The sequence below is a fragment of the Anaerostipes sp. 494a genome (assembly GCF_001940315.1).
Taxonomy (GTDB): Bacteria; Bacillota; Clostridia; order Lachnospirales; family Lachnospiraceae; genus Anaerostipes; species Anaerostipes faecalis.
Map to the genome: position 1 here is coordinate 1898274 of NZ_MJIF01000001.1, position 22770 is coordinate 1921043.

General features: G+C 37.9%; 25 protein-coding genes, 1 tRNA gene and 1 pseudogene. 23 read left to right on the forward strand and 4 right to left on the reverse strand.

All coding sequences use genetic code 11. The features are described from left to right. Positions 1 to 67: 67 nt before the first annotated feature. Positions 68 to 1132 (reverse strand): acyltransferase, encoded by a 1065-nt coding sequence (locus tag BHF70_RS09455; RefSeq protein WP_075759988.1) that lies wholly within the window; start codon positions 1130 to 1132, stop codon positions 68 to 70. 176 nt (positions 1133 to 1308) lie between these two features. Between BHF70_RS09455 and BHF70_RS09460 the strand changes: the two genes are divergently transcribed. The 12 genes from BHF70_RS09460 (at position 1309) to atpC (ending at position 10506) form a co-directional block, all read left to right on the forward strand. Then, a complete protein-coding gene (locus BHF70_RS09460; protein WP_075759989.1) occupies positions 1309 to 1524 on the forward strand; it encodes a FeoA family protein in 216 nt (71 codons plus the stop codon). A 13-nt stretch (positions 1525 to 1537) separates the two neighbouring features. Beyond that, positions 1538 to 3349, forward strand: coding sequence for a ferrous iron transporter B (gene feoB / locus BHF70_RS09465; RefSeq protein WP_083638409.1), 1812 nt, complete (start codon positions 1538 to 1540; stop codon positions 3347 to 3349). A 164-nt stretch (positions 3350 to 3513) separates the two neighbouring features. After that, a complete protein-coding gene (locus tag BHF70_RS09470; RefSeq protein ID WP_075759991.1) occupies positions 3514 to 3747 on the forward strand; it encodes an AtpZ/AtpI family protein in 234 nt (77 codons plus the stop codon). Beyond that, positions 3737 to 4141 (forward strand): hypothetical protein, encoded by a 405-nt coding sequence (locus tag BHF70_RS09475; RefSeq protein ID WP_075759992.1) that lies wholly within the window; start codon positions 3737 to 3739, stop codon positions 4139 to 4141. Before BHF70_RS09470 ends, BHF70_RS09475 begins: the two co-directional genes overlap by 11 nt. An 18-nt stretch (positions 4142 to 4159) precedes the next feature. Continuing rightward, positions 4160 to 4888: a F0F1 ATP synthase subunit A gene (atpB, locus tag BHF70_RS09480; RefSeq protein ID WP_075759993.1), complete on the forward strand. Its 729-nt coding sequence runs from the start codon at positions 4160 to 4162 to the stop codon at positions 4886 to 4888. Positions 4889 to 4930: 42 nt separating this feature from the next. Next, positions 4931 to 5194 (forward strand): ATP synthase F0 subunit C, encoded by a 264-nt coding sequence (gene atpE / locus BHF70_RS09485; RefSeq protein ID WP_075759994.1) that lies wholly within the window; start codon positions 4931 to 4933, stop codon positions 5192 to 5194. 27 nt (positions 5195 to 5221) lie between these two features. Further along, positions 5222 to 5743, forward strand: a complete 522-nt coding sequence (atpF, locus tag BHF70_RS09490) for a F0F1 ATP synthase subunit B (protein WP_075759995.1) — start codon at positions 5222 to 5224, stop codon at positions 5741 to 5743. After that, positions 5728 to 6273 (forward strand): ATP synthase F1 subunit delta, encoded by a 546-nt coding sequence (atpH, locus tag BHF70_RS09495; RefSeq protein WP_075759996.1) that lies wholly within the window; start codon positions 5728 to 5730, stop codon positions 6271 to 6273. Before atpF ends, atpH begins: the two co-directional genes overlap by 16 nt. Before the next feature lie 21 nt (positions 6274 to 6294). Beyond that, entirely contained in the window at positions 6295 to 7803 is a 1509-nt protein-coding gene (gene atpA / locus BHF70_RS09500; protein ID WP_075759997.1) for a F0F1 ATP synthase subunit alpha, read from the forward strand. A gap of 11 nt (positions 7804 to 7814) precedes the next feature. After that, positions 7815 to 8675, forward strand: a complete 861-nt coding sequence (atpG, locus tag BHF70_RS09505) for an ATP synthase F1 subunit gamma (protein ID WP_075759998.1) — start codon at positions 7815 to 7817, stop codon at positions 8673 to 8675. 17 nt (positions 8676 to 8692) lie between these two features. Continuing rightward, positions 8693 to 10093, forward strand: coding sequence for a F0F1 ATP synthase subunit beta (gene atpD / locus BHF70_RS09510; RefSeq protein WP_075759999.1), 1401 nt, complete (start codon positions 8693 to 8695; stop codon positions 10091 to 10093). An 8-nt stretch (positions 10094 to 10101) separates the two neighbouring features. Next, complete coding sequence (gene atpC, locus BHF70_RS09515) at positions 10102 to 10506, forward strand: ATP synthase F1 subunit epsilon (RefSeq protein ID WP_075760000.1); 405 nt, start codon at positions 10102 to 10104, stop codon at positions 10504 to 10506. 217 nt (positions 10507 to 10723) lie between these two features. Here the strand turns inward: atpC and BHF70_RS09520 are convergent, their stop codons facing one another. Beyond that, the gene (locus BHF70_RS09520) at positions 10724 to 11173 is read right to left on the reverse strand and encodes a CYTH domain-containing protein (protein ID WP_075760001.1); all 450 of its coding nucleotides are present in this window, start codon (positions 11171 to 11173) and stop codon (positions 10724 to 10726) included. A gap of 95 nt (positions 11174 to 11268) precedes the next feature. On the opposite strand from BHF70_RS09520, the gene trmB reads away from it, so the two are divergent. From trmB to BHF70_RS09535, 3 genes and pseudogenes are all read left to right on the forward strand, one after another. Then, positions 11269 to 11910 (forward strand): tRNA (guanosine(46)-N7)-methyltransferase TrmB, encoded by a 642-nt coding sequence (gene trmB / locus BHF70_RS09525; protein ID WP_075760002.1) that lies wholly within the window; start codon positions 11269 to 11271, stop codon positions 11908 to 11910. A 182-nt stretch (positions 11911 to 12092) separates the two neighbouring features. Continuing rightward, positions 12093 to 12410, forward strand: coding sequence for a thioredoxin (gene trxA, locus BHF70_RS09530; RefSeq protein WP_075760003.1), 318 nt, complete (start codon positions 12093 to 12095; stop codon positions 12408 to 12410). Positions 12411 to 12507: 97 nt separating this feature from the next. Further along, positions 12508 to 14300: pseudogene (locus tag BHF70_RS09535) on the forward strand (ABC-F family ATP-binding cassette domain-containing protein). 54 nt (positions 14301 to 14354) lie between these two features. Here BHF70_RS09535 and BHF70_RS09540 read toward each other — a convergent pair. Continuing rightward, positions 14355 to 15533: an AI-2E family transporter gene (locus BHF70_RS09540; protein WP_075760004.1), complete on the reverse strand. Its 1179-nt coding sequence runs from the start codon at positions 15531 to 15533 to the stop codon at positions 14355 to 14357. Between the two features lie 152 nt (positions 15534 to 15685). Here BHF70_RS09540 and BHF70_RS09545 point away from each other — a divergent pair. Continuing rightward, positions 15686 to 15758, forward strand: a tRNA-Lys gene (locus tag BHF70_RS09545). Between the two features lie 101 nt (positions 15759 to 15859). Next, a complete protein-coding gene (locus tag BHF70_RS09550; protein WP_075760005.1) occupies positions 15860 to 16672 on the forward strand; it encodes a carbon-nitrogen hydrolase family protein in 813 nt (270 codons plus the stop codon). Here BHF70_RS09550 and BHF70_RS09555 read toward each other — a convergent pair. Next, complete coding sequence (locus BHF70_RS09555) at positions 16658 to 17332, reverse strand: DUF554 domain-containing protein (protein ID WP_330390931.1); 675 nt, start codon at positions 17330 to 17332, stop codon at positions 16658 to 16660. The two genes, BHF70_RS09550 and BHF70_RS09555, sit on opposite strands and share 15 nt — an antisense overlap. 222 nt (positions 17333 to 17554) lie before the next feature. Here BHF70_RS09555 and BHF70_RS09560 point away from each other — a divergent pair, with 222 nt between their 5' ends. From BHF70_RS09560 to dnaK, 6 genes are all read left to right on the forward strand, one after another. Then, a complete protein-coding gene (locus tag BHF70_RS09560; RefSeq protein WP_075760006.1) occupies positions 17555 to 18043 on the forward strand; it encodes a C-GCAxxG-C-C family protein in 489 nt (162 codons plus the stop codon). Between the two features lie 414 nt (positions 18044 to 18457). Further along, a complete protein-coding gene (locus tag BHF70_RS09565) occupies positions 18458 to 18919 on the forward strand; it encodes a MarR family winged helix-turn-helix transcriptional regulator (RefSeq protein ID WP_075760007.1) in 462 nt (153 codons plus the stop codon). A 20-nt stretch (positions 18920 to 18939) separates the two neighbouring features. Continuing rightward, positions 18940 to 19362, forward strand: a complete 423-nt coding sequence (locus tag BHF70_RS09570) for a hypothetical protein (protein WP_075760008.1) — start codon at positions 18940 to 18942, stop codon at positions 19360 to 19362. Between the two features lies 1 nt (position 19363). Continuing rightward, on the forward strand, positions 19364 to 20209 hold the full coding sequence (locus tag BHF70_RS09575) for a DUF5685 family protein (RefSeq protein ID WP_075760009.1): 846 nt from the start codon (positions 19364 to 19366) through the stop codon (positions 20207 to 20209). Beyond that, positions 20202 to 20960, forward strand: coding sequence for a DnaJ domain-containing protein (locus BHF70_RS09580; RefSeq protein ID WP_075760010.1), 759 nt, complete (start codon positions 20202 to 20204; stop codon positions 20958 to 20960). The genes BHF70_RS09575 and BHF70_RS09580 overlap by 8 nt, the downstream gene beginning before the upstream one ends. Positions 20961 to 20994: 34 nt before the next feature. Further along, a complete protein-coding gene (gene dnaK, locus BHF70_RS09585) occupies positions 20995 to 22740 on the forward strand; it encodes a molecular chaperone DnaK (protein WP_075760011.1) in 1746 nt (581 codons plus the stop codon). The last annotated feature ends 30 nt before the right edge of the window (positions 22741 to 22770 follow it).

Sequence of the window (22770 nt, forward strand, 5' to 3'; positions counted from 1 at the left end):
TCCAGAAAAAAGAGAATGTTGAAAAAGTAGATTTATAATCTGCCAGGTCAACATTCTCTTTTTTACATCACATCCAAAAGCGAATTATTTTTATTTTTCTTAATAAATAAACGATGATTCCTGATACAAAGAAAACCAGGAAAGATAGAACCGGAATTTCCCAAAAAGGAGAATATCGGCCAATCATTTTCTGAGAAACAAGAAAATGAATGAAAATATTGTGTACCAGATAAATTCCAAAAGAAAGCTGTCCACCCAAAAGGATAGGTTTTCTGAATTTTTCCCAAAAAGGAGAGGAGCCTATCTGGGTAAGAAAAATAAAAACGGCAATTCCGGTAATAACAATTCCAGGTGCGAAATCATTGGTCCAGGTTTCTTCCCATCCGCCAAGAGTCAGGCTGGCCTTTCGGGCAAGAAAAACAGTAACTCCCATAGAAAAAACAGCAATCCCATAAAAAATATAACGCTGGATTTTTGACAATGGATAACGATAAATATACCAGCCTGCCAGAAGAAAGCCGCTATACTTAAGGAAACCGGTAAGTTTCAGTTTACGAAGAAACAGATTGGCATAGGAAAATGCACCAATACCCAAAGGTTCCACATAAGGAATAATGCAGTTGGTAACAAAAAGTATAGCAAGAAGATACAAGTATGTTTTCTGGTCCATTTCCTTTACCAGTATTCGTAAAAATGGGAGAACCAGATAGAGACCAATCATCATATAAAGGAACCAGTAAACAACGTTACCATCGTTTTTTAATAAAGTAATCAGCGCATGCTTAAGATCCTGTAAAGAAATAGAAAAAGTATCTCGATAAAAAACAGAGTAACAAATATCAAATAATGGCACCATGATGCAGATTGCCATCAGCATTCTTAGAATGTAAGATTTTAAAATCTTGCTGGCAGTGATTGTTTTTTCTGGATTTAGTAAAAAGATACCACTGATCATCAGAAATAGAATAACTGGCCAGGATGAAATCAGAATGTTGAAAAAATGACTAATCTGCCAACGACTGCTCCAGAAAACAGAGGCACGGATTTCCTGAGAAGAGATATGATTAAAGCAGATTAAGAGAATTGCAATGATTCGAATAAATTCAGGATATAACATTCGTTCTTTTTTCATATATAATCTCCTTAAGTAAATATTACAAATATTTTACCATAATATTACATAAATGGAAATAGGGGATTATTTACAAAAATTTATAAAAAATGGATAATAAAGTAACAATTATTTCCATAGAGAATATATTACTATTAGTGACTATTATAAAGGTTAAGAAAATAATGGAGAAAAGAATGGATGAGATGGAACCGGGAGAAAAAGGAGAAATTATAAAAATAGATGCAAAAGAAGATTTTTGTGACAGGATGGCTGCTGTGGGATTAGAAGAGAAGGTATCAGTAGTGTGTGTTGGAAAAAGTCCATGGGGAAATCCATCCGCTTATGGTGTTTGTGGGGCGGTAATTGCATTTCGGAATGAGGATGTTCATAATATTAAGGTAATTGTTTAGGAGTAAAAAGAGCATGAAACAGTCTGTTGTTGTGGCATTTGCAGGGAATCCAAATGTGGGAAAGAGCACTTTATTTAATAGTCTGACAGGTATGAGACAACACACGGGAAACTGGCCGGGAAAAACAGTGGAAAAGGCAGAAGCTGATATTGAAACAGACAGGTATTGTTATCATCTGATTGACTTACCTGGGACTTATTCTTTAAAAGCCCGCTCTTTGGAGGAGATAATCACACAAGATTATTTAAGTGAGCAGAATCCGGATATTACAATGGTAGTCTGTGATGCATCCTGTCTGCAGCGTAATTTAAAATTTTTACTGCAGGTTATGGAAATAAGTTCCCACGTAATTCTTTGCGTTAATCTGATGGATGAAGCAAAGAAAAGGGGAATTATCATTAATCTGGAGAAACTGTCTGAAATCTTAGGTATAGTCGTCATTGGAACCTGTGCTCATAAAAGGAATACCAGGAAAGAAATCATGAGTCTTTTGGATCAGGAAGTTGGACGGCAAAGGAAAAGAAATAATATAAAGGAAAAGGATATTGAAAGCATATGTCAGAAGGTTATAGAGAAACCAGAAGGATATGATCGAAAAGACAGGCAGATGGATAAGATTTTTACAAGTATCCAGACCGGATTTCTTTCTATGATATTATTATTTACATTAATTTTCTGGATTACCCTTACAGGTGCAAATTATATTTCGGATGGTCTGGCAGATGGAATGGATATACTTTATGGATGGATAGGAAAATTGTTGACTATTATAGAAATACCAGAGGTATTTTATGATTTTCTAATGAATGGAGTCTTAAAGGTCATGTTTTGGGTAATCTCGGTTATGCTGCCGCCAATGGCAGTTTTCTTTCCTCTGTTTTCAGTGCTGGAAGACAGCGGTTATTTGCCAAGAATGGCTTATAATCTGGATTGCCCGTTAAAAAAATGCGGAGGATGCGGAAAACAGGCTCTTACAATGAGTATGGGTCTTGGGTGTAATGCTGTGGGGGTGACAGGGTGTCGGATTATCGATTCTCCACGGGAACGTCTTATTGCTGTTTTAACCAATAGTTTCATACCATGCAATGGAAGGTTCCCTGCAATGATTACGGTTATTACAATATTCTTTTCTGGATTTTCTCAAAAAGAACAACTAGATCGTATTCTTTTTGTGGTAATTCTGGCGGGATTTATTATTTTGAGTATTTTACTGACTTTTTTTGTGTCAAAAATATTATCATTAACTATTTTAAAAGGAATTTCTTCTTTTTTTATGTTGGAGCTGCCACCATATAGAAAACCTCAGATGAAAAAAATTCTGGTTCGTTCAGTTTTTGACCGGACATTGTATATGCTTAGAAGAGCAGTTATAGTTTCAGTACCTGCCGGGGCAATTTTATGGATCATGATTAATGTAAAAACAGGAAATATTACATTGATGAAAGGATTTATTAAATTTCTGGAACCATTAGGACATTATATTGGATTAGATGGGACTATTTTAGCTGCTTTTTTGTTGGGTTTTCCTGCAAATGAGATTGTTATACCGATTATGATCATGGGATACCTTCAGAATGGAACTCTGGAGGAAATTTCTAATTTAAGACAGATTTACGGATTGCTTGTGCAAAATGGATGGAATTTAGGAACAGCAGTCTGTTTTCTGGTTTTTACAATCAGTCATTGGCCATGTGCAACTACATTATATACAATATGGAAGGAAGAGAAAAAAATACGATGGGTTATTTGGGCGGTAATTATACCTGCCATGACAGGAATGAGTATATGTCTTGTTATCCATACAATTATGCAGGTTGTTATATAAACCATGAAAATACAGGCTTTTTACAATATAATAGATACAAAAAAAATCAGATACACTCAAATAATTTGTGGGAAATATATGGAAAAGTAAAAATGTGGTGGTTATATTTTGGAAGAAATGATATAATGCACTCATGAAGATGCCATACATAAGGAGGTTTTGATATGAAAAAATATGGGCCTGTTATCCGTATGTTTTCATTAATCACCCAGCTTGGAATCACTATGCTGACATCCATTTTTTTATGTATGTTTATTGGGTTATGGATTGACCGGACGTTTTCCACCCATCTGTTTCTTCCGTTTTTGATTTTAGGAGTTCTTGGAGGAATCAGAGGAGTGTATTCGCTGGTCCGGCATGCGAATGATGACAGCGGGGAGGGTGAAAATGATAGATAAGTTAAGACAGCTGGATGAGACATTTTTGGATCTGGTCATTGGGATTTTTCTCTATGGTGTGGTATCTGGAATTTTGGGCATGATAATAACAAAGGGGAATCTGTGGTTCCTTCTTGGCATTTTGATCGGCATCCTGGCTGCAGTGGGGATGATCATTCACATGATGGTCAGTATTCAGAAAGCAGTAGAAATGGATTCTCATGATGCCAGTCGATATATGGTCAAATGTACCATGATTCGATATTTTGTCATGTTGTTGATCATGATACCTGGAATTAAGATGGATTTTATCTGCTTTATTGGAATTATCACAGGTATTTTAAGCAGTAAATTTTCAGCATTACTTCACAGGGTGATACATCAGCATCTTACCAGAAGAATTTTAAAAGAATAACAAAAAGGAGGTTATGCTATGGGACTTATGAAAGCCCCCATGATGCTTGCATCAGCTGGAAATGATGTAGATTTCATGGTTCATGGGCTGATACCGCTTAAGTTTCTTGGACATAGGGTGTGGATTACAACAACTCATGTGACTACATTGATTGTTATGGTATTTATCCTGATTCTTGCATTGATTGCAAGACGTGCAATCTTAAATGGAAAGGAAAAACCCGAGGGACTGCAGAATTTTGTGGAACTTCTTGTTGAAACACTGGACAAACTTGTTCAAGGAACAATGGGAAGGCATTGGAGGCCTTTTGTCAATTATATCGGAAGTATTATGGTGTTTATCTTAATATGTAATACATCCGGATTATTTGGACTTCGACCGCCAACAGCAGATTATGGCACGACTCTGGCCCTGGCATTGATTACATTTGTACTTATTCAGTACAGTGCTTTTAAGACCAGTAAGCTGAATGTGTTCATTGATTTATTTAAGCCAATTCCTATTTTGTTTCCGATCAATCTGATTGGAGAGTTTGCAACACCGTTATCTATGTCACTGCGTTTGTTTGGAAACATTATGGCAGGTACCATTATGATGGCATTATGGTATGGATTACTTCCGGTATTTGCAAAACTTGGAATCCCGGCATTTCTGCACATCTATTTTGATTTATTTTCAGGAGCAATACAAACATTTGTATTTGCTATGCTGACGATGACATTTATCGCACAAAAGCGTGATGCTTAAAGACATTGAAATTCATAAAGATATATCTAGGAGGAAAGAAATATGAATATTACAAGTGAGGCATTTGTATTAGGATGTTCAGCAATTGGGGCTGGACTTGCACTGATTGCTGGTATTGGACCTGGTATTGGTCAGGGATATGCAGCAGGACAAGGTGCATCAGCAGTAGGACGCAATCCTGGAGCAAAGGGTGATATTACATCAACTATGCTTTTAGGACAGGCTGTTGCAGAGACAACAGGTCTTTACGGATTGGTTATCGGCCTGATCTTATTATATGCAAACCCATTATTTGCAAAACTTTAAAAAGATAAGCCGAAGGGAGGCCAAGGCGTGGACGGAAGAATATTTGGATTAGATATTCAGCTTGGCTTTGATGTGATTTTGCAGGCAATCGCAGTATTTATCATGTTTGCATTGCTTTCCTATTTATTGTTTGAACCGGCCCGCAAGATGCTGGAAGAACGTAGGAAAAAGATTGCAGGGCAGTTAGATCAGGCAGCTGCGGATCAGGAAGATGCAGCAAGATTAAAAGCTGAGTATGATGAGAAATTAAAGAATGTTGAAAAAGAAGCAGACGAGATTCTGGCTCAGGCCAGAAAGAAGGCACTGAAAAGAGAAGAGGATATTGTAGCTGAGGCAAAAGAAGAAGCTGCAAGAATCATTGCCGGTGCCAATCGTGAAGTTGAGCTTCAGAAAGCCAAGGTCAAAGATCAGATGAAGCAGGAAATGATTCAGGTGGCAGTCTTAATGGCAGGTAAGATTATTGAAAGTCAGATAGATGCCAAGGAACAGGCTGCACTTGTTGATCAGACCTTACAGGAAATGGGTGATAAGACATGGCTTCAAGAGTAAGTAAGATCTATGGGGATGCATTTGTATCTCTGCAGGCTGAAGAAGGAAGTCTTGCACAGGCGATGGAAGAAGTTAAGGCGGTCAAAGAAATCTTTGACTCCAATGATGATTTGATTCGTTTTCTGCATCACCCACAGATTACCAAAGATGAAAAGATGAAGGTCGTGGAGAAAATTCTTAAAGGAAAAGTATCAGATGATATGACAGGTTTTCTCATGATTATCATAAAAAAGGGACGCTATCAGGAAATAGATGGAATTTTTGATTATGTGATCGAAAAGATAAAGAAGCTTGAGGGAATAGGAACTCTTAAAGTAACTTCAGCGTTTCCTTTATCGAAAGAACAAAAAGAAAAAATTGAAAAGAAAGTTCTTTCCATTACCAGTTATAAAAAGCTGGAGATTCATTATGAGACAGATGAGGCAATCATTGGAGGTCTTATCCTGAATATGGATGACCGGGTTGTGGATAACTCCATTCGTACAAAGCTTACGACAATGGGGAAACATTTGTCAAAAATACAACTTTAGAACAGGAGGAAGATAAGCCCCATGAATTTAAGACCAGAAGAGATCAGCTCTGTAATCAAGGAGCAGATTAAACAATATTCAACAAAGCTTGAAACCTCTGATATTGGAACGGTAATACAGGTAGCTGATGGAATTGCCAGAATCCATGGTCTGGAAAAAGCCATGCAGGGAGAACTTCTGGAATTTCCTGGCGAAGTTTATGGTATGGTACTGAATCTGGAAGAGGATAATGTTGGTGCTGTACTTTTGGGAAATCAGAAGAATATTAATGAAGGCGATACAGTTAAGACTACCGGACGTGTTGTAGAAGTACCAGTTGGAGATGCTATGACCGGACGTGTCGTTAATTCACTGGGTCAGCCAATTGATAATAAGGGACCTATTGAGACTGATAAATATCGTCCAATTGAGAGAGTTGCTTCTGGAGTTATCTCAAGAAAATCTGTAGATACTCCGATTCAGACAGGAATTAAGGCGATTGATGCCATGGTACCGATCGGACGCGGACAGCGTGAATTGATCATTGGTGACCGTCAGACAGGTAAGACAGCGATCGCTATTGATACTATTATTAACCAGAAGGGTCAGGGTGTTCACTGTATTTATGTAGCAATTGGACAGAAAGCATCTACAGTTGCTAATATCGTAAAAACTTTGGATGAGTTTGGTGCTATGGATTATACAACAATTGTAGCATCTACAGCCAGTGAACTGGCACCTCTTCAGTATATTGCGCCATATGCAGGATGTGCTATTGGTGAAGAATGGATGGAAAAGGGAGAAGATGTACTGATCGTGTATGATGATTTGAGTAAACATGCAACTGCATATCGTACACTTTCGCTACTTCTGAGACGACCACCTGGACGTGAAGCTTATCCTGGTGACGTTTTCTATCTTCATTCAAGATTACTGGAAAGAGCAGCCCGCTTATCAGATGAACTGGGTGGAGGATCATTAACTGCACTGCCAATTATTGAAACTCAGGCAGGGGATGTATCTGCATATATTCCAACCAATGTAATTTCTATTACAGATGGTCAGATTTATCTGGAAACCGAAATGTTTAATGCAGGTTTCCGTCCGGCAATCAATGCAGGACTTTCTGTATCCCGAGTTGGTGGATCTGCACAGATTAAGGCAATGAAAAGTATTGCCGGTCCAATTCGTACAGATCTTGCCCAGTACCGTGAACTTGCAGCATTTGCCCAGTTTGGTTCTGAACTGGATGCAGATACAAAAGAGCGTCTGGCACAGGGTGAAAGAATCCGTGAAGTATTAAAACAGCCACAATATCAGCCGCTTGCTGTTGAAAAACAGGTTGTGATCATTTATGCGGCAGTTAACAAGTATCTGCTGGATTTGGAAGTGAATAAAGTACTGGATTTTGAAAAAGAGCTGTTTGAACTGATTGACACAAAATATCCGGAAATTTTCAAGTCAATTGCAGAAGAGAAAGTAATAAATAAAGAAACAGAAGAAAAGCTTATTCAGGCAATAAATGAGTGCAAAGACTCTTTTAGAAAGTAAGGTGAATCGTCATGGCATCAATGATTGATATAAAAAGACGAAAAGCCAGCATTGAAAGTACCGGACAGATCACCAAAGCCATGAAACTTGTCTCTACAGTTAAATTGCAGAGGGCAAGACAGCGCGCAGAGGAATCAAAAGCATATTTTAACAAGATGTATCAGACTATGACATCTATTCTTGCAAAAGCAGGGAATATTGAGCACCCGTATTTAAAAGCCAACGGGTCTTCTGTGAAAGGAATTATTACGATTTCTTCCAATCGAGGACTTGCAGGCGGATATAACAATAATATTGTAAAGATGATCCGTGACTGCGGAATGGATAAAGATGAAATTGCAATATATGGTGTTGGACATAAGGCTATGGAAGTACTTGCCCATCGAGGATATAAAATAGTTTCAGATGATTCTGAGATTATTAATGAGCCTGAATACGAAGATGCAAGAAAACTTGGTGAAAAGGTTTTAGAAGCTTTTGAAAATGGAGAGATTGGTGAAATATATCTGGCATATACCGATTTTAAAAATACCGTTGTACATGAACCTAAATTAGTGAAATTGCTGCCGATTGAATGGGACAGGGACTCTCTGGAGGAATCTCAGGATGATAAATTACTGATGAATTTTGAACCAGAACCAGAAGAAGCCCTAACCATGCTGATTCCGAAATATCTTTGCAGTATGATCTATGGGGCTCTGGTTACATCGGTAGCCAGTGAAAACGGTGCGAGAATGCAGGCAATGGACTCTGCAACCAGCAATGCAGAGGAAATGATTTCCACCTTAGAGCTTGCTTATAACCGCGCAAGACAAGGTGCAATCACACAAGAACTGACAGAAATTATTTCAGGAGCAGAAGCACTTAAATAAGAGTAGGAGGAAATAAGATGGCAGATAATCATACAGGGAAAATCACCCAGGTGATTGGTGCGGTTCTGGATATCAAATTTGAGGAAGGACAGCTTCCGGAAATAAATGACGCAATCGATATTCAGACAAAAGATGGAGGCAAACTTGTTGTAGAAGTTGCCCAGCATCTGGGAGATGATACCGTAAGATGTATCGCAATGGGACCAACCGATGGACTGGTTCGCGGCATGGATGCCGTTGCTACAGGAGGACCAATTTCTGTTCCTGTCGGTGAAGCAACATTAGGACGTATCTTTAATGTGCTGGGAGATCCTATTGATAATAAACCTGCACCGGAAGGTGTAGAACGGTTGCCAATTCATAGAAAAGCACCGGAATTCAGTGAGCAGTCTACAGAAACTGAAGTATTGGAAACAGGAATCAAAGTCGTTGATCTGCTGTGTCCATATCAGAAAGGTGGAAAAATCGGACTGTTTGGTGGTGCCGGGGTTGGAAAGACCGTATTGATTCAGGAATTAATTCGAAATATTGCAACAGAACATGGTGGATATTCTGTATTTACCGGAGTAGGAGAGCGTACTCGAGAAGGAAATGACCTTTATTATGAAATGAGCGAGTCTGGAGTTATCGATAAAACAGCCATGGTATTCGGACAGATGAATGAACCACCTGGAGCACGTATGCGAGTAGGTCTTACTGGACTTACTATTGCAGAAAATTTCCGTGATCAGGGTGGAAAGGATGTATTGCTGTTTATTGATAATATTTTCCGTTTTACTCAGGCTGGATCTGAAGTATCTGCTTTGCTTGGACGTGTTCCAAGTGCAGTAGGATATCAGCCGACACTGCAGACAGAAATGGGTGCATTACAGGAACGAATTACTTCCACAAAAAACGGTTCTATCACATCTGTACAGGCAGTTTATGTGCCTGCGGATGACCTGACAGACCCGGCTCCTGCAACAACATTTGCCCATCTGGATGCAACTACGGTATTATCCCGTTCTATTTCTGAAATGGGTATTTATCCTGCAGTAGATCCGCTGGAATCCACATCCAGAATTCTGGATCCGAAGATTGTTGGAGAAGAGCATTATCAGGTAGCACGTGGAGTTCAGGAAATTCTTCAGAGATATAAAGAATTGCAGGATATTATTGCAATCCTTGGTATGGATGAACTTTCAGAAGAAGAGAAACTGATTGTAGATCGTGCAAGAAAGGTCCAGAGATTCCTGTCACAGCCATTCTTTGTGGCAGAACAGTTTACAGGTAAACCGGGACAGTATGTATCATTAAATGATACTATTCAGGGATTTAAGGAAATACTGGAAGGAAAACATGATGATATTCCGGAAGGTATGTTCTTGAATGCAGGAAGTATTGATGAAGTAGTAGAGCGTGCAGCAGAGAAGAAGTAGGTGATGGCATGGCTGATAATTTAATGAAATTAGAAGTAACAACGCCGGAGCGTACTTTTTATCAGGGTGATGTGCGTATGGTGGAGCTGACAACAACGGAAGGTGATGTTGGAATTTATCCAAAGCATATTCCCATGACTATGATAGTTGCACCTGGAGTTCTCACTATCACAGAATCAGATGGTACCAAAAAGGAGGCAGCATTAATGAAAGGCTTCCTGGAAATAACAGGTGACTCCATGAGTATTTTGGCAGAAGTTGCTGAATGGCCAGATGAAATTAATCTGGAACGTGCCAGAAAGGCAAAAGAGCGTGCCAAGAGACGTCTGGCAGCCAAAGATGCCAATACAGATTATGTACGGGCAGAAATGGCACTAAAACGAGCACTGATAAGAGAAAAAATTTCAAATTAAAGAGAGACTCAGATATACCCCGTAAAACGGCTTCCGCGCTGCGCTTGTGCAGATTGTTTTTGCGGGGTATATTTTCGTCTTAGAAAGAGAATTTAATTCATGGAGAGGGTTAAAAGAAGAAAGAAAATTCATGGAGTGAGTTAAAAAATACATCCTGCATGGAAACATTCTGTGGGGCCATAGGTCCCTGGTCGTTCCAGGCAGGATATCTGAGTTATTATCGATTTGCTAAATTATTATTCTGATATCTGGAGTCGAAGGTTACTTCGTCATCAAACCATTCTGGTCCTTCATAGTCAAGTGCTGCTTCTTCGCTTGGAAATTCGACTTCTGCCATAACAAGCCCTTCGTGATCTCCGTGAAATACATCCAGTTCAATCAGATAACCATCATCTGTGGGAATTTTATAACGTGTTTTCTGAATGAGAATGCCGTCAATTTTTGGTCGTAAATGTTCATAAGCTTTTTTATCCAGCGGGAATTCAGATTCCGTGCGGGACATAAGGCCACGGGACTTAAAGGTAAGAAAATATAGCTTATTCATTCGGCGAATCCTTATGACAGGATCCATGCATAAATAACCTTGTTCAATTTCTGAATGTGGATAAGTTTCCAGATTGTCAGGTAAATCGTGGACAATAAATTTACGTTCAATTTCCATGGGCATCCCCTCCATTTGTTTTTCTTTATTATACCTAGCGATTATGATATAATCAACAAAGATTAAAGAAAAAACAAAAAATAAGGAGAAATGTAGAATTTATGCGTTTAAGGAATGTACCTGGGGCAAGAGAAACTATTATTGAAAGTCCCATATCCATTCAGGATCCAGAAAAATTAAAAGGAAAATGGGCGGATGAATTTAAAAATGACCATCCTGTACACATTGAAGTAGGTATGGGAAAAGGAAAGTTTATTTTAGAAATGGCAAGAAGAAATCCTGATATCAATTATATAGGGATTGAAAAATATTCCAGCGTTCTTGTGAGAGCTGTGGAAAAAGCGGAAGAATTTGAAGGAGATAACCTTCGCCTCATTCGTATGGATGCAGAAAATATTGAAGATGTATTTGATGAAGCAGAAATTGATCGTATATATCTGAATTTCTCTGATCCATGGCCGAAAGACCGCCATGCCAAACGGCGTTTAACATCAACACGTTTTTTTCAGCGGTATGATCATATTTTAGATCCTGAAGGTCGTGTCATGTTTAAGACGGATAACAGGAAACTATTTGATTTTTCCTTGGAACAGGTTAAGGAAGCAGGGTGGATTCTGGAAAATTATACATATGATCTGCATCATAGTGAATATAATGAAGGAAATGTTATGACAGAATACGAAGAAAAATTTTCTGCAAAAGGAAATCCAATCTGTCGTTTAACAGCATATCGTCAAAAATAACTTTTTCCTGCATATATTATGAAAAAAGTGGTAATATAATCATGAAACCAGGAAAATGTCAAAGAAAAATTCATATGTTTCTTTATCAGCATCCTTGTATCAGCAAATGGATCTGTAAATTTTTAATTTCATTAAAAGAAGCAAATGATTGTTTAAACCGAAAAGAATAGGAGGAATGGAACATGGAATATACATTTACAAAGGAAAATTTTGAAAAAGAGGTATTACAGTCTGATGTACCGGTATTGGTTGATATGTTTGCAACATGGTGTGGCCCATGTAAAATGATGGCTCCTGTAGTTGAAGAGATAGCAAAAGAATATGAAGGAATCGCCAAGGTTGGAAAAGTTGACATTGATCAGGACAGTGATCTGGCAGCCCGTTACAGCATTATGTCAGTTCCGACATTTTTAATCTTTAAAAATGGAGAAGTAGTGGATAAAGTAGTAGGTGGTGTACCAAAAGACATCCTGACACAGGCAATTGAAAAAGCAAAATAAAATGATATTGGAGCTTCATTTGAGGCTCCTTTTTTCTTGCATGTAAACTGCTTTTGCCATATAATCGAGATAATAAGCCTATAATCGGGAGGATCAGATGAATATTTTAAATATAGAGCATATTAGCAAAATATATGGAGAAAAAGTGATTTTTGATGATGTATCCTGTGGAATTCATCAGGGAGACAAAATTGGTATTATCGGAGTCAATGGGACAGGGAAAACAACTTTATTAAAGATAATTGCAGGTATAGAAGAACCGGATTTGGGACAGGTAATATGCGGAAATGGAATCAGTGTTACCTATTTGCCGCAAAATCCTGAGTTTCCTAAAGAACTGACGATTCTTGAATATGTTATGGAAGGAAAAGAACATCAGGACTGGAAGACAGAAAGTGATGCAAAATCCATACTTACCCGATTAGGTATTTATGATTTTGAAAGCAGTACAAAATATTTATCTGGAGGACAGAAAAAAAGAGTAGCATTGGCAAGAACACTGGTAGATCCTGCGGAGGTTCTTGTTCTGGATGAACCTACCAACCATCTGGATAACGATATGGTTTTATGGCTGGAGGATTATCTGAATCAGTTTAGAGGTGTTTTAATCATGGTAACCCATGACCGGTACTTTTTGGATCGTGTTACCAATAAGATTGTGGAAATTGATAAAGGAAAGCTGTATGAATATAATGCAAATTATTCCGGTTTTCTTGAATTAAAGGTCCAAAGAGAAGAAATGGAACAGGCAACGGAAAGAAAACGCCAGAGTCTTCTTCGTGTGGAAATGGAATGGATGAAGCAGGGAATTAAAGCACGGGGGACAAGGCAGAGAGCACGAACAGAACGATTTGAAGCATTAAAAAATGCTGCAGGTCCGGAAATCCAGCAGAAAGTGGAAATGGATTCTGTCAGCAGTCGTCTGGGGAAAAAGACCATAGAGATTGAACATGTCTCTAAAGGGTATGATGATAAACAGCTGATCCAGGATTTTTCTTATATTATCTTAAGAGATGATCGTCTTGGAATAATAGGACCAAACGGTTGTGGAAAATCTACATTGATGAAGATGATCATGGGAATTGTTTCTCCAGATGAAGGGCAGATCATAATAGGTGACACTGTTAAAATCGGATATTTTGCTCAGGAGAATGAAGAAATGGAAGAGGATAAGAGGGTCATAGATTATATCCGTGATGTGGCAGATTATATTGAAACTGCCAGGGGGAAAGCAAGTGCATCCCAGATGCTTGAGAGATTTTTGTTTCCGCCAGCATTGCAGTATACCCCATTAAATAAATTATCCGGTGGAGAAAAAGAAGACTTTATTTGTTAAGAGTGTTAATGGAAGCTCCGAATGTTCTGATACTGGACGAACCGACAAATGATCTGGATATTGCCACTTTGACGATTCTTGAAGATTATCTGGATACATTTCAGGGAATTGTTATTACTGTTTCTCATGACCGGTATTTTCTGGATCGAATCGTAAACAGAATCTTTGCTTTTGAATCAGGAGGGCGTCTGGTACAGTATGAAGGTGGTTATACGGATTATCTGGAAAAGACCAAGGACAAATTTAAACAGATACAAACAAAAAAGGAACTTAAAGATAATAAAGGTACAAAATTTCAGAAAACCCATCAGAAAAAATTGAAATTCACCTTCAAGGAACAAAAGGAATTTGAAACTATTGATGAAGATATTGAAAAGCTGGAAACAAAGATTGAACAACTGGATGAGGAAATAATGAAAAATGCCACAAATTCTGGAAGGCTTTCTGAATTGACGGTTGAAAAAGAAGAAACGGAAGCTCAGTTAAATGAAAAAATGGATCGCTGGGTCTATTTAAACGATTTAGCAGAAAGAATTGAAAATCAGAATCTATAAAAAAATTCTGGGGATTTAATATGCCCCAGAATTTTTTGCTACATAATTTCATTATTAAACTTCGTCTGGATCTAAATGTATATCCTTTTTGTATAAACGGTATTCTACCCAGTTGGTAATTAAATATTGAACACAGGCAAAAAACGGAACACCTAAAAACATTCCAAGAGGTCCAAAGAATTCTCCACCTACAGTAATAGAGAACAAGATCAGTAATGGGCGGACACCAGTGGATTGTCCAAGAATTTTAGGACCGAGAATCAGTCCGTCAAATTGCTGAAGTACCAATATCATAATAAGGAAAATAAATGCTTTCATGGGACTGATGATAAGCAGGATAAAAGCACCAGGAACGGCACCAAAAAATGGTCCAAAGTACGGAATCATATTGGTAATTCCAACAATGACACTAATGAGAACTGTATATGGAAGCTTAAGAATCGTCATTAAGAAAAAACATAAAACTCCAATAATCAGAGAATCAATAGATTTTCCTATGATAAAACTGGAAAAGATCTCGTGACAGTCTTTACATGTTTTCAAAACAGTATAGGACCTCTTTTCATTGAAAATAGCAAGGATCAGTTTTTTCATAGACAATTTAATAATCCCTTTATCTGTTGTCATATAAACAGATACTACAAAAGCAATAAAAATATTAAACAGCCATTTGGCAAGAGATAAAGACATATTATATAGCCATGGAATAATCTCAGCAATAATTGTATTGGAAAGATTTAAAAGTTTCGGGAGAGTTTTTGTTTCGATGGTATCCAAAACTTCAGGAGGAAGCAAGTGTGTACTTGTTGCGCGATATTCTTCAAAAAGGTCTACAATAACTTTGTAAATAGAAGGAATCTGCAATGACAGTTCACGGATACTCTCATATAGTTGAGGAATAATGAATGTAAGGCAAACAATCAGACATCCAATAAATACCAGATAGCTTAATAAAATAGAAAGGCCTCTGGAAAGCTTTTTCTTTTTTTTCGGAAGAATCCTGTCAAAAGTGTTTCTCTGGAAAAAAGCAACTACCGGATTCATAATATAAGCAATGAGGAATCCCATAAAAAATGGGAAAAGTGTATCCCAGATATCATTTAAAATTTTTTTGGTAATATTCCACTGGGTAATAAAATGGAATATTAGGCATCCGATCAAGATGACTGCAATAGAATAAATACATATTGTAAAATATTTTTTGTTTGATTCAAATTTATGATTCCCCGCCATTTTTTTCTCCTTATCAATTATTTGATACTATTATAGAATGTAAGTTGATTTTCTACAAGAAAAAAATGAAATTTGTACTTGCATTCTTTGTACCAATCGTATATAATAAATCTTGCGTTAAGGGAGAGCCCCTTAACAGATAATATAAATATGCGTGATTAGCTCAGTTGGTAGAGCACCTGACTCTTAATCAGGGTGTCGAGGGTTCGAACCCCTCATCGCGTACTAGAGACACTGTTTTTGGATATCAAGCCGGGGATGGTGTTTTTTTGTTTCTAAAAAAACACTTAAAGAATTATTATGCAGACTGAGAGACGGGTGATGATATGGCAGTAAAATTAGCATTGGCACAAACCACATCTTCTTTGAAGTGGGAAGAAAATGTGATGAAAGCTGAAAGATATATAAAAGAAGCTAAAAGACAGGGAGTAAAACTTATTCTCTTTCCAGAATATTTCATGATGTATTATCCATCTGAAGAGATTAATTACAGAAATGAAGCACAAAGTTTGGATGGTCCCTTTGTAAGTAGAATGAAAGAACTTGCAAAGCAATATGAGATGTGGATTATCGCAGGTATGAATGAGGATTCTGTGGATAAAGAGAAAAGCTATAATACAATAGTTTTGATTGATGATTCAGGAAGGCTTGCAGCCAGGTATCACAAAAATCATTTATTTAATGCTTTTTCCTGCCAGGAGTCTGAAGATACACTGGAAGGGCAGAATATGTTTATACCTGTGGATTCTCCCGCAGGAGTGATAGGAATGGGCTGCTGCTATGATTTGCGTTTTCCGGAAGTGGCACGACTGGCGGCTCTTGGAGGTGCACAGGTTATGTTTTATCCATCAGCATGGGTAAAAGGAAATATGAAATATGAGCAATGGGAGTCCTTGCTGCGAGCAAGAGCGATAGAAAATGAAATGTATGTTTTTGGATGCTGTCATTATAGCCCGATGCACTATATGGGCAGAAGCATTGGTTTTGATCCAATGGGTGAAAAAATAATAGAGGGAGAAGAAAAAGAACAGCTTCTTGTATGTGAAATAGATCTGGGGAAAATACAAAAGGTCCGCCGTGACAATCCTGTATTTGAGAATCGACGGACAGACCTTTATTCATTATTATACAAAAAATAAAAAGAAAATAATCGGTACCAGTAAAGCCGGAAGCATATTAAGGGTCTTAAGATCTTTTATTTCCAAAATGGAAAGACCGGATGCAGTAATCAGAAAACCGCCGACAATAGTGATTTCTGCCATAAGGGGAGCTGTTAAAAATTCCTGAAGGAAAGTGGCACCAAGATAGATTGCCCCCTGCCAGCAAAATAGTACCGGACTGGCAAATGCCATTCCAATCCCATAAGTTGAAGCCAGTACTGTTGAAGTTACAAAATCCAGAGTTGCGTTTGTAAATAAATATGTATTGTCTCCATAAAGAGCACTTTGGATTGGCCCTAAAATAGATAAACTTCCGATGCAATACAGAAGGATTCCGGTAGAAAGACCCTTGGATAACTCTGATTTCCCAAGGCGGCTCATAAGATTTTTGAATCTGCCATCAATATCAAGGACGGTACCGATCAGACTTCCAAGAGCCAGGCTCACAATGAATAAAACCGGGTATTTACTATTTGACATATTTGAGATGACAGCGTTGAGTCCAAGACCTACAGCAGCCAGTCCCATGGCATTATACAGACAGTTCTGATATTTTTTATGAATTCCTTTTCGAAAAATACTTCCAAGAATACTTCCGGTTAAAATAGTTCCGGTATTTACAATAGTTCCGATCATCATCAGTACAATTCCTCTTTTCTATTATATTCAGATATATTATAAACGAAAGTTCATAATTGTGGGAAGAAAAAATATAATAATAAAGAAAAAGAAGTTTGGAGCGGATAAGATGCCTCAAACTTTTTTCTGTTTTTACCAATGCCGCCTGGCTATTTATGATATACTGTTAATGGAAATCCTTAAAATCTATAGACAGTATAGTGAATAAAGGGAGGTAAACGGATGTTAGCAAAAGAGGAGAGTCTTTATGCCTCAAAAGCAGGAAATTTATTCGGGAAAGGGTTTAACTGTGCCCAGTCTGTTTTTCTGGCATTTGAAGATTATTATGAGATTGACCATGAAACTGCTTTAAGATTAAGCTCTTCCTTTGGAGGAGGAATGGGACGGCTTCGTGAAGTCTGTGGAGCAGTCAGCGGAATGTTTATGGCAGCAGGATGTATATATGGATATTCCTCTCCCGAAGATTATGAAGCAAAAAAAGCTCATTATGAGCGAATCCAGATACTGGCAGAAGAATTCAGAAAAGAGAACGGATCAATTGTATGTAGGGAACTGCTGGGATTGAAAAAGGGAAAAGATGATCCGACACCTTCAAAACGTACGGAAGAATATTATAAAAAACGGCCATGTAGAGAACTGGTAGAAATGGCAGCGGCGATTCTTCATGGTTATATGGAAGAGCACTCCAAGAGAGAGCCGGATGAAATGTAAAATATTTTTGAGATTTGATAGAGTCATTAGGATTTATTTAATATTAAATCTTACACATGTAATATATCAGATGAGGGATGACTCCCGCCTCTGTAGGCGGTGAGCAACAATTATGTATCAGTGGCGGGTTTCAATCCCCCATCTGATATACGCTCCGCGAGGATGCGCAGGAATTCGGATTGGAAGTATGTCTGCTATGCAGACCCGAATTCCGCGCCAAGACTCGCGAGCGAGTCTTGAAAATAGAAGATAAATAAAGGGGAAGAGAAAAATTATAAACTTTTCTTTAGAAATTGTTTAGATAAGGTTCATTGAATTCCTTATATCTTGGGAGTATGCTGTCTTTTGTACAATTGATAACAATGTTAACAATAATAATATACAGTCTTTCACAGGCTGAAAAAGGAAGGAGCCATGGGAGATCATCAGACGATAGAAGATGATATGATTACTTTGTTCCGTAAGTTGCTGAAAGTAGATTTTTCTGCTTATATCCGGAATCTTTCCAGAGAAGAGTTTTTCATGCTGGGTGTCATAGAAAATTATTCCCGGCAAAACCAGGGGAAGGAAGGAATTCGTGTTTCAGAGATAGCGGAAACATTGGATGTATCCTCTCCAGCAGTGTCCAGGATGCTGCGTGGGCTGGAAAAGAAAAAATACATTTGCAGAAAGGCAAGCAGTATCAGCAGGAGAAATACTATCGTAAAGCTGGCACCGGATGGAGTCAGGGTATACGAGGATTCTAAAAATCATATCAGCGATTTAATTCAGAGAGTTATGAAGCAGATGGGAAAAGACCAAATGGACGAATTAATGAGACTTTGGAATCGGTTTGCCCACATTTTTGTTGAGGAGACAGGAAAAGATTTGGAATAATTTGAAGGAGATGACAGTTAATGAGAGAAAAAATTAATCAATTTATGCTTGGGAGATATGGAAATGATGATTTGAACCGGTGTTTAATGAAGATTGTAGTTGCAGCTATTGTTTTATCGCTATTCACTGGACGGATACATATAGGTATTATTTCATTGGGAACTATTTTTTATTGGATTGGTTTACTTGGACTTATATACAGCTATTTTCGCATGTTTTCCAGAAATATATATAAGCGTTCTGAGGAAAATAGAAAATTCCTTCAGAAAACAGCCAATATCCGGGGATCCTGGAGTTCTAAAAAAAGAATGATGGAACAAAGAAAATATTACCATATCTATACATGCCCGGGATGTAAACAGAAAATCCGCATTCCAAAGGGAAAAGGGAAAATAGAAGTACGTTGTCCAAAATGTGGAGCTACATTTGTAAAGAGGAGTTAACATGTTCGGATATATCATTGTCAATAAACCGGAAATGAAATTTAAAGAATTTGATATATATCATGGGTATTACTGTGGACTTTGCAGGAAATTAAAAGAATATTATGGTGTTGAGGGACAGATTACATTGTCTTATGATATGACTTTTGTTATCATGATGTTGTCTAGTTTGTATGAGCCGAAGACAGAAGATGGATGTACCAAATGTGCAGCTCATCCACTTCAAAAACATCCTACAAAAATCAATGAGATTACAGATTATGTAGCTCATATGAATGTGATTCTTGCATATTATAAGTGTCAGGATGACTGGAATGATGATAGAAAAATAAAAAAAAGAATTCTTGGAAAAGCATTAAAGCGTAAATGCAGGCTTTCCGAATCTTTATATAGAGAAAAATGGAAGAAGATAGATCATTTGTTAAATGAATTATCCAAAGAAGAGGAAAACGGGAATACAGATATTGATCATATGTCAGGAATGTTTGGACAGATTATGGCTGAGATTATGCTTTACAGGGAAGATGAGTGGAAAGATCTTCTTTTAAGATTTGGATTTTATCTGGGAAAATTCATTTATTTAATGGATGCATATGAGGATATCGAAGATGATATAAAAAATAATAATTACAATCCTTTAAAAGAGATATATCAGAGGGATGATTTTGAAGAAATCTGTCATGGTATTTTAACTATGATGATGGCAGAGTGTTCTAAAGCATTTGAACAGCTGCCTTTGATTGATAATATTGAAATCTTACGTAATATTTTGTACTCTGGTGTATGGTACAGATATGAAAATGTAAGAACCAAAAGAGAAAAGGAAAAGGGAGAAAAGAATGGTTGATCCTTATGAAATTCTTGGAGTGTCGAGAGATGCAACGGAAGAAGAGATTAAAAAAGCATATAAGAGATTAAGTCGAAAATATCATCCTGATGCAAATCTGGATAATCCGAAAGCTGCTGAAGAAAAGTTCAAGCAGATTCAGCAGGCTTATCAGCAGGTAATGAAAGAGAAAACATCTGGTTATAGTCAGGGTTCATATGGTACCCAGGGAAATCCATATGGACAATCACAAAGCGGTCCATATGGCAATACCCAGGGAAATCCATATGGCAATCCGTTTGAAGATATATTCCGTGAATTTTATGGAGGCGGAGCTTATAGTGGTCAAGGATATGGAGGTCAGACCAGCACAGGATATGAAAAAGATAATCATCTGAGGGCTGCGGGAAATTATGTAAGAAATGGTTATTATCAGGAAGCAAGAAATGTTTTAGATGGTATGGAAGCAGGTAAGAGGAATGCTCGTTGGTATTATTATAGCGCATGTGCCAATGTTGGACTTGGAAACAATGTAACAGCCATGGAACATGCCCGCCAGGCTGTTTCAATGGAACCTGGAAATGCAGAGTATCAGATGTTGTTACAGCAGTTGGAAGGGAATGGAACATGGTATCAGCAACGGCAGCAAAGTTATGGAAGTCCTTATGCAGCAGGTGGAGACTGGTGTATGAAGATTTGTCTCCTTAATCTTGCATGTAATCTTTGCTGTGGCGGAGGCGGCTTCTGTTGTGGAGGTCCATATTATCGGTAAATAACAGAAAAAATAGGATACTGGAGGGAATAAAATGAGCAAAATCATAGGTATAGATTTAGGAACCACCAATTCATGTGTAGCAGTCATGGAAGGTGGACAGCCAGTGGTCATTACCAATAGTGAAGGACAGAGAACAACACCATCCATCGTTGCATTTACAAAAAACGGGGAGAGACTGGTGGGAGAATCTGCAAAGCGTCAGGCTGTGACAAATATTGACAGGACGGTTGCATCTGTAAAGCGTCAGATGGGATCAGATCGTCGTGTAAAGATTGATGGGGAAAAATACAGCCCACAGGAAATTTCTGCTATGATCCTTATGAAACTTAAAAAAGATGCAGAAAATTATCTGGGAGAAACTGTGCAAAAAGCTGTTATCACAGTACCGGCCTATTTTAGTGATGCTCAAAGACAGGCTACAAAAGATGCAGGGAAAATAGCAGGACTTCAGGTTGAAAGGATCATCAATGAACCAACAGCTGCAGCATTAGCATATGGACTGGATAAATCAGTTTCTCAAAAGATTATGGTATATGATCTAGGTGGTGGAACTTTTGATGTATCGGTGATTGAAATAGGTGATGGAGTTGTGGAAGTACTGGCAACGTCAGGAGATAATCATCTTGGTGGAGATGATTTTGATGCAAGGATCGTACAATACCTGTTAAAAGAATTTAAGGCTCAGGAAGGCATTGATCTATCAAAAGATCAGACAGCAGTACAGAGAATCATGGAAGAAGCGGAAAAGGCAAAAAAAGAGTTATCATCAGCAATGAGTGTTCAAATTAATCTTCCATTTATTACAACAACAAATCAGGGACCGAAACATATGGATATTTCCCTTACCAGAGCAAAGTTTCAGGAACTGACCTATGATCTGATCGATAAAACGGCAGGACCGGTAAATCAGGCATTGTCAGATGCGGGAATATCTGCATCACAGTTGAATCAGGTTTTACTGGTAGGAGGATCCACAAGGATGCCCGCAGTTAGTGATAAAGTAAAACAGCTGACTGGAAAAGAACCTTCTAAAACATTAAATCCTGATGAATGTGTTGCCTTGGGAGCTGCAATTCAAGGTGGGAAAATGGCAGGAGAATCAGGATTAAATGAAATTCTCCTTATGGATGTTACACCACTGTCACTTTCCATTGAAACAGCAGGAGGAGTAGCTACCCGGCTGATCGAGAGAAATACAACGATCCCGACCAGATATAGCCAGATTTTCACAACAGCAGCTAACTTTCAGACTTCCGTTGATATTAAAGTACTGCAGGGTGAGCGTGCTATGGCAAAAGATAATCAGGTACTGGGTAATTTCAGATTAAAAGGAATTAAACGTGCTATGCGAGGTATTCCTCAGATCGAAGTAACATTTGATATTGATGTTAATGGAATTTTAAATGTATCTGCAAAAGATCTGGGAACAGGGAAGGAACAATCAATCACGATTACATCCAGTTCTAATTTATCAGATGAAGATATTCAGAGAGCCATGGAAGATGCAAAGGCATATGAATCTCAGGATCAGGAAAAACGAGATGCCATAGAAATTTACAATGAAGGGGAAAAACTTTTATATCGGGGAGAAAGAATTCTTTCAGAGAAGAAAAAGGAATTGACAAAAGAACAAAAATCTATGCTGAAATCGGGAATTACCGGATTAAAACGTTCCATGAAAAGAGTAAAAGCCCAAAATATTACACAGGAAGAGGCAAGACAGATAAAGTCTGCCATGGATGAACTGGAGCAGATTCTTGCTCCGATAGAGGCATAAATTTACAGAGTATGATAAAAGGAAAGTGGG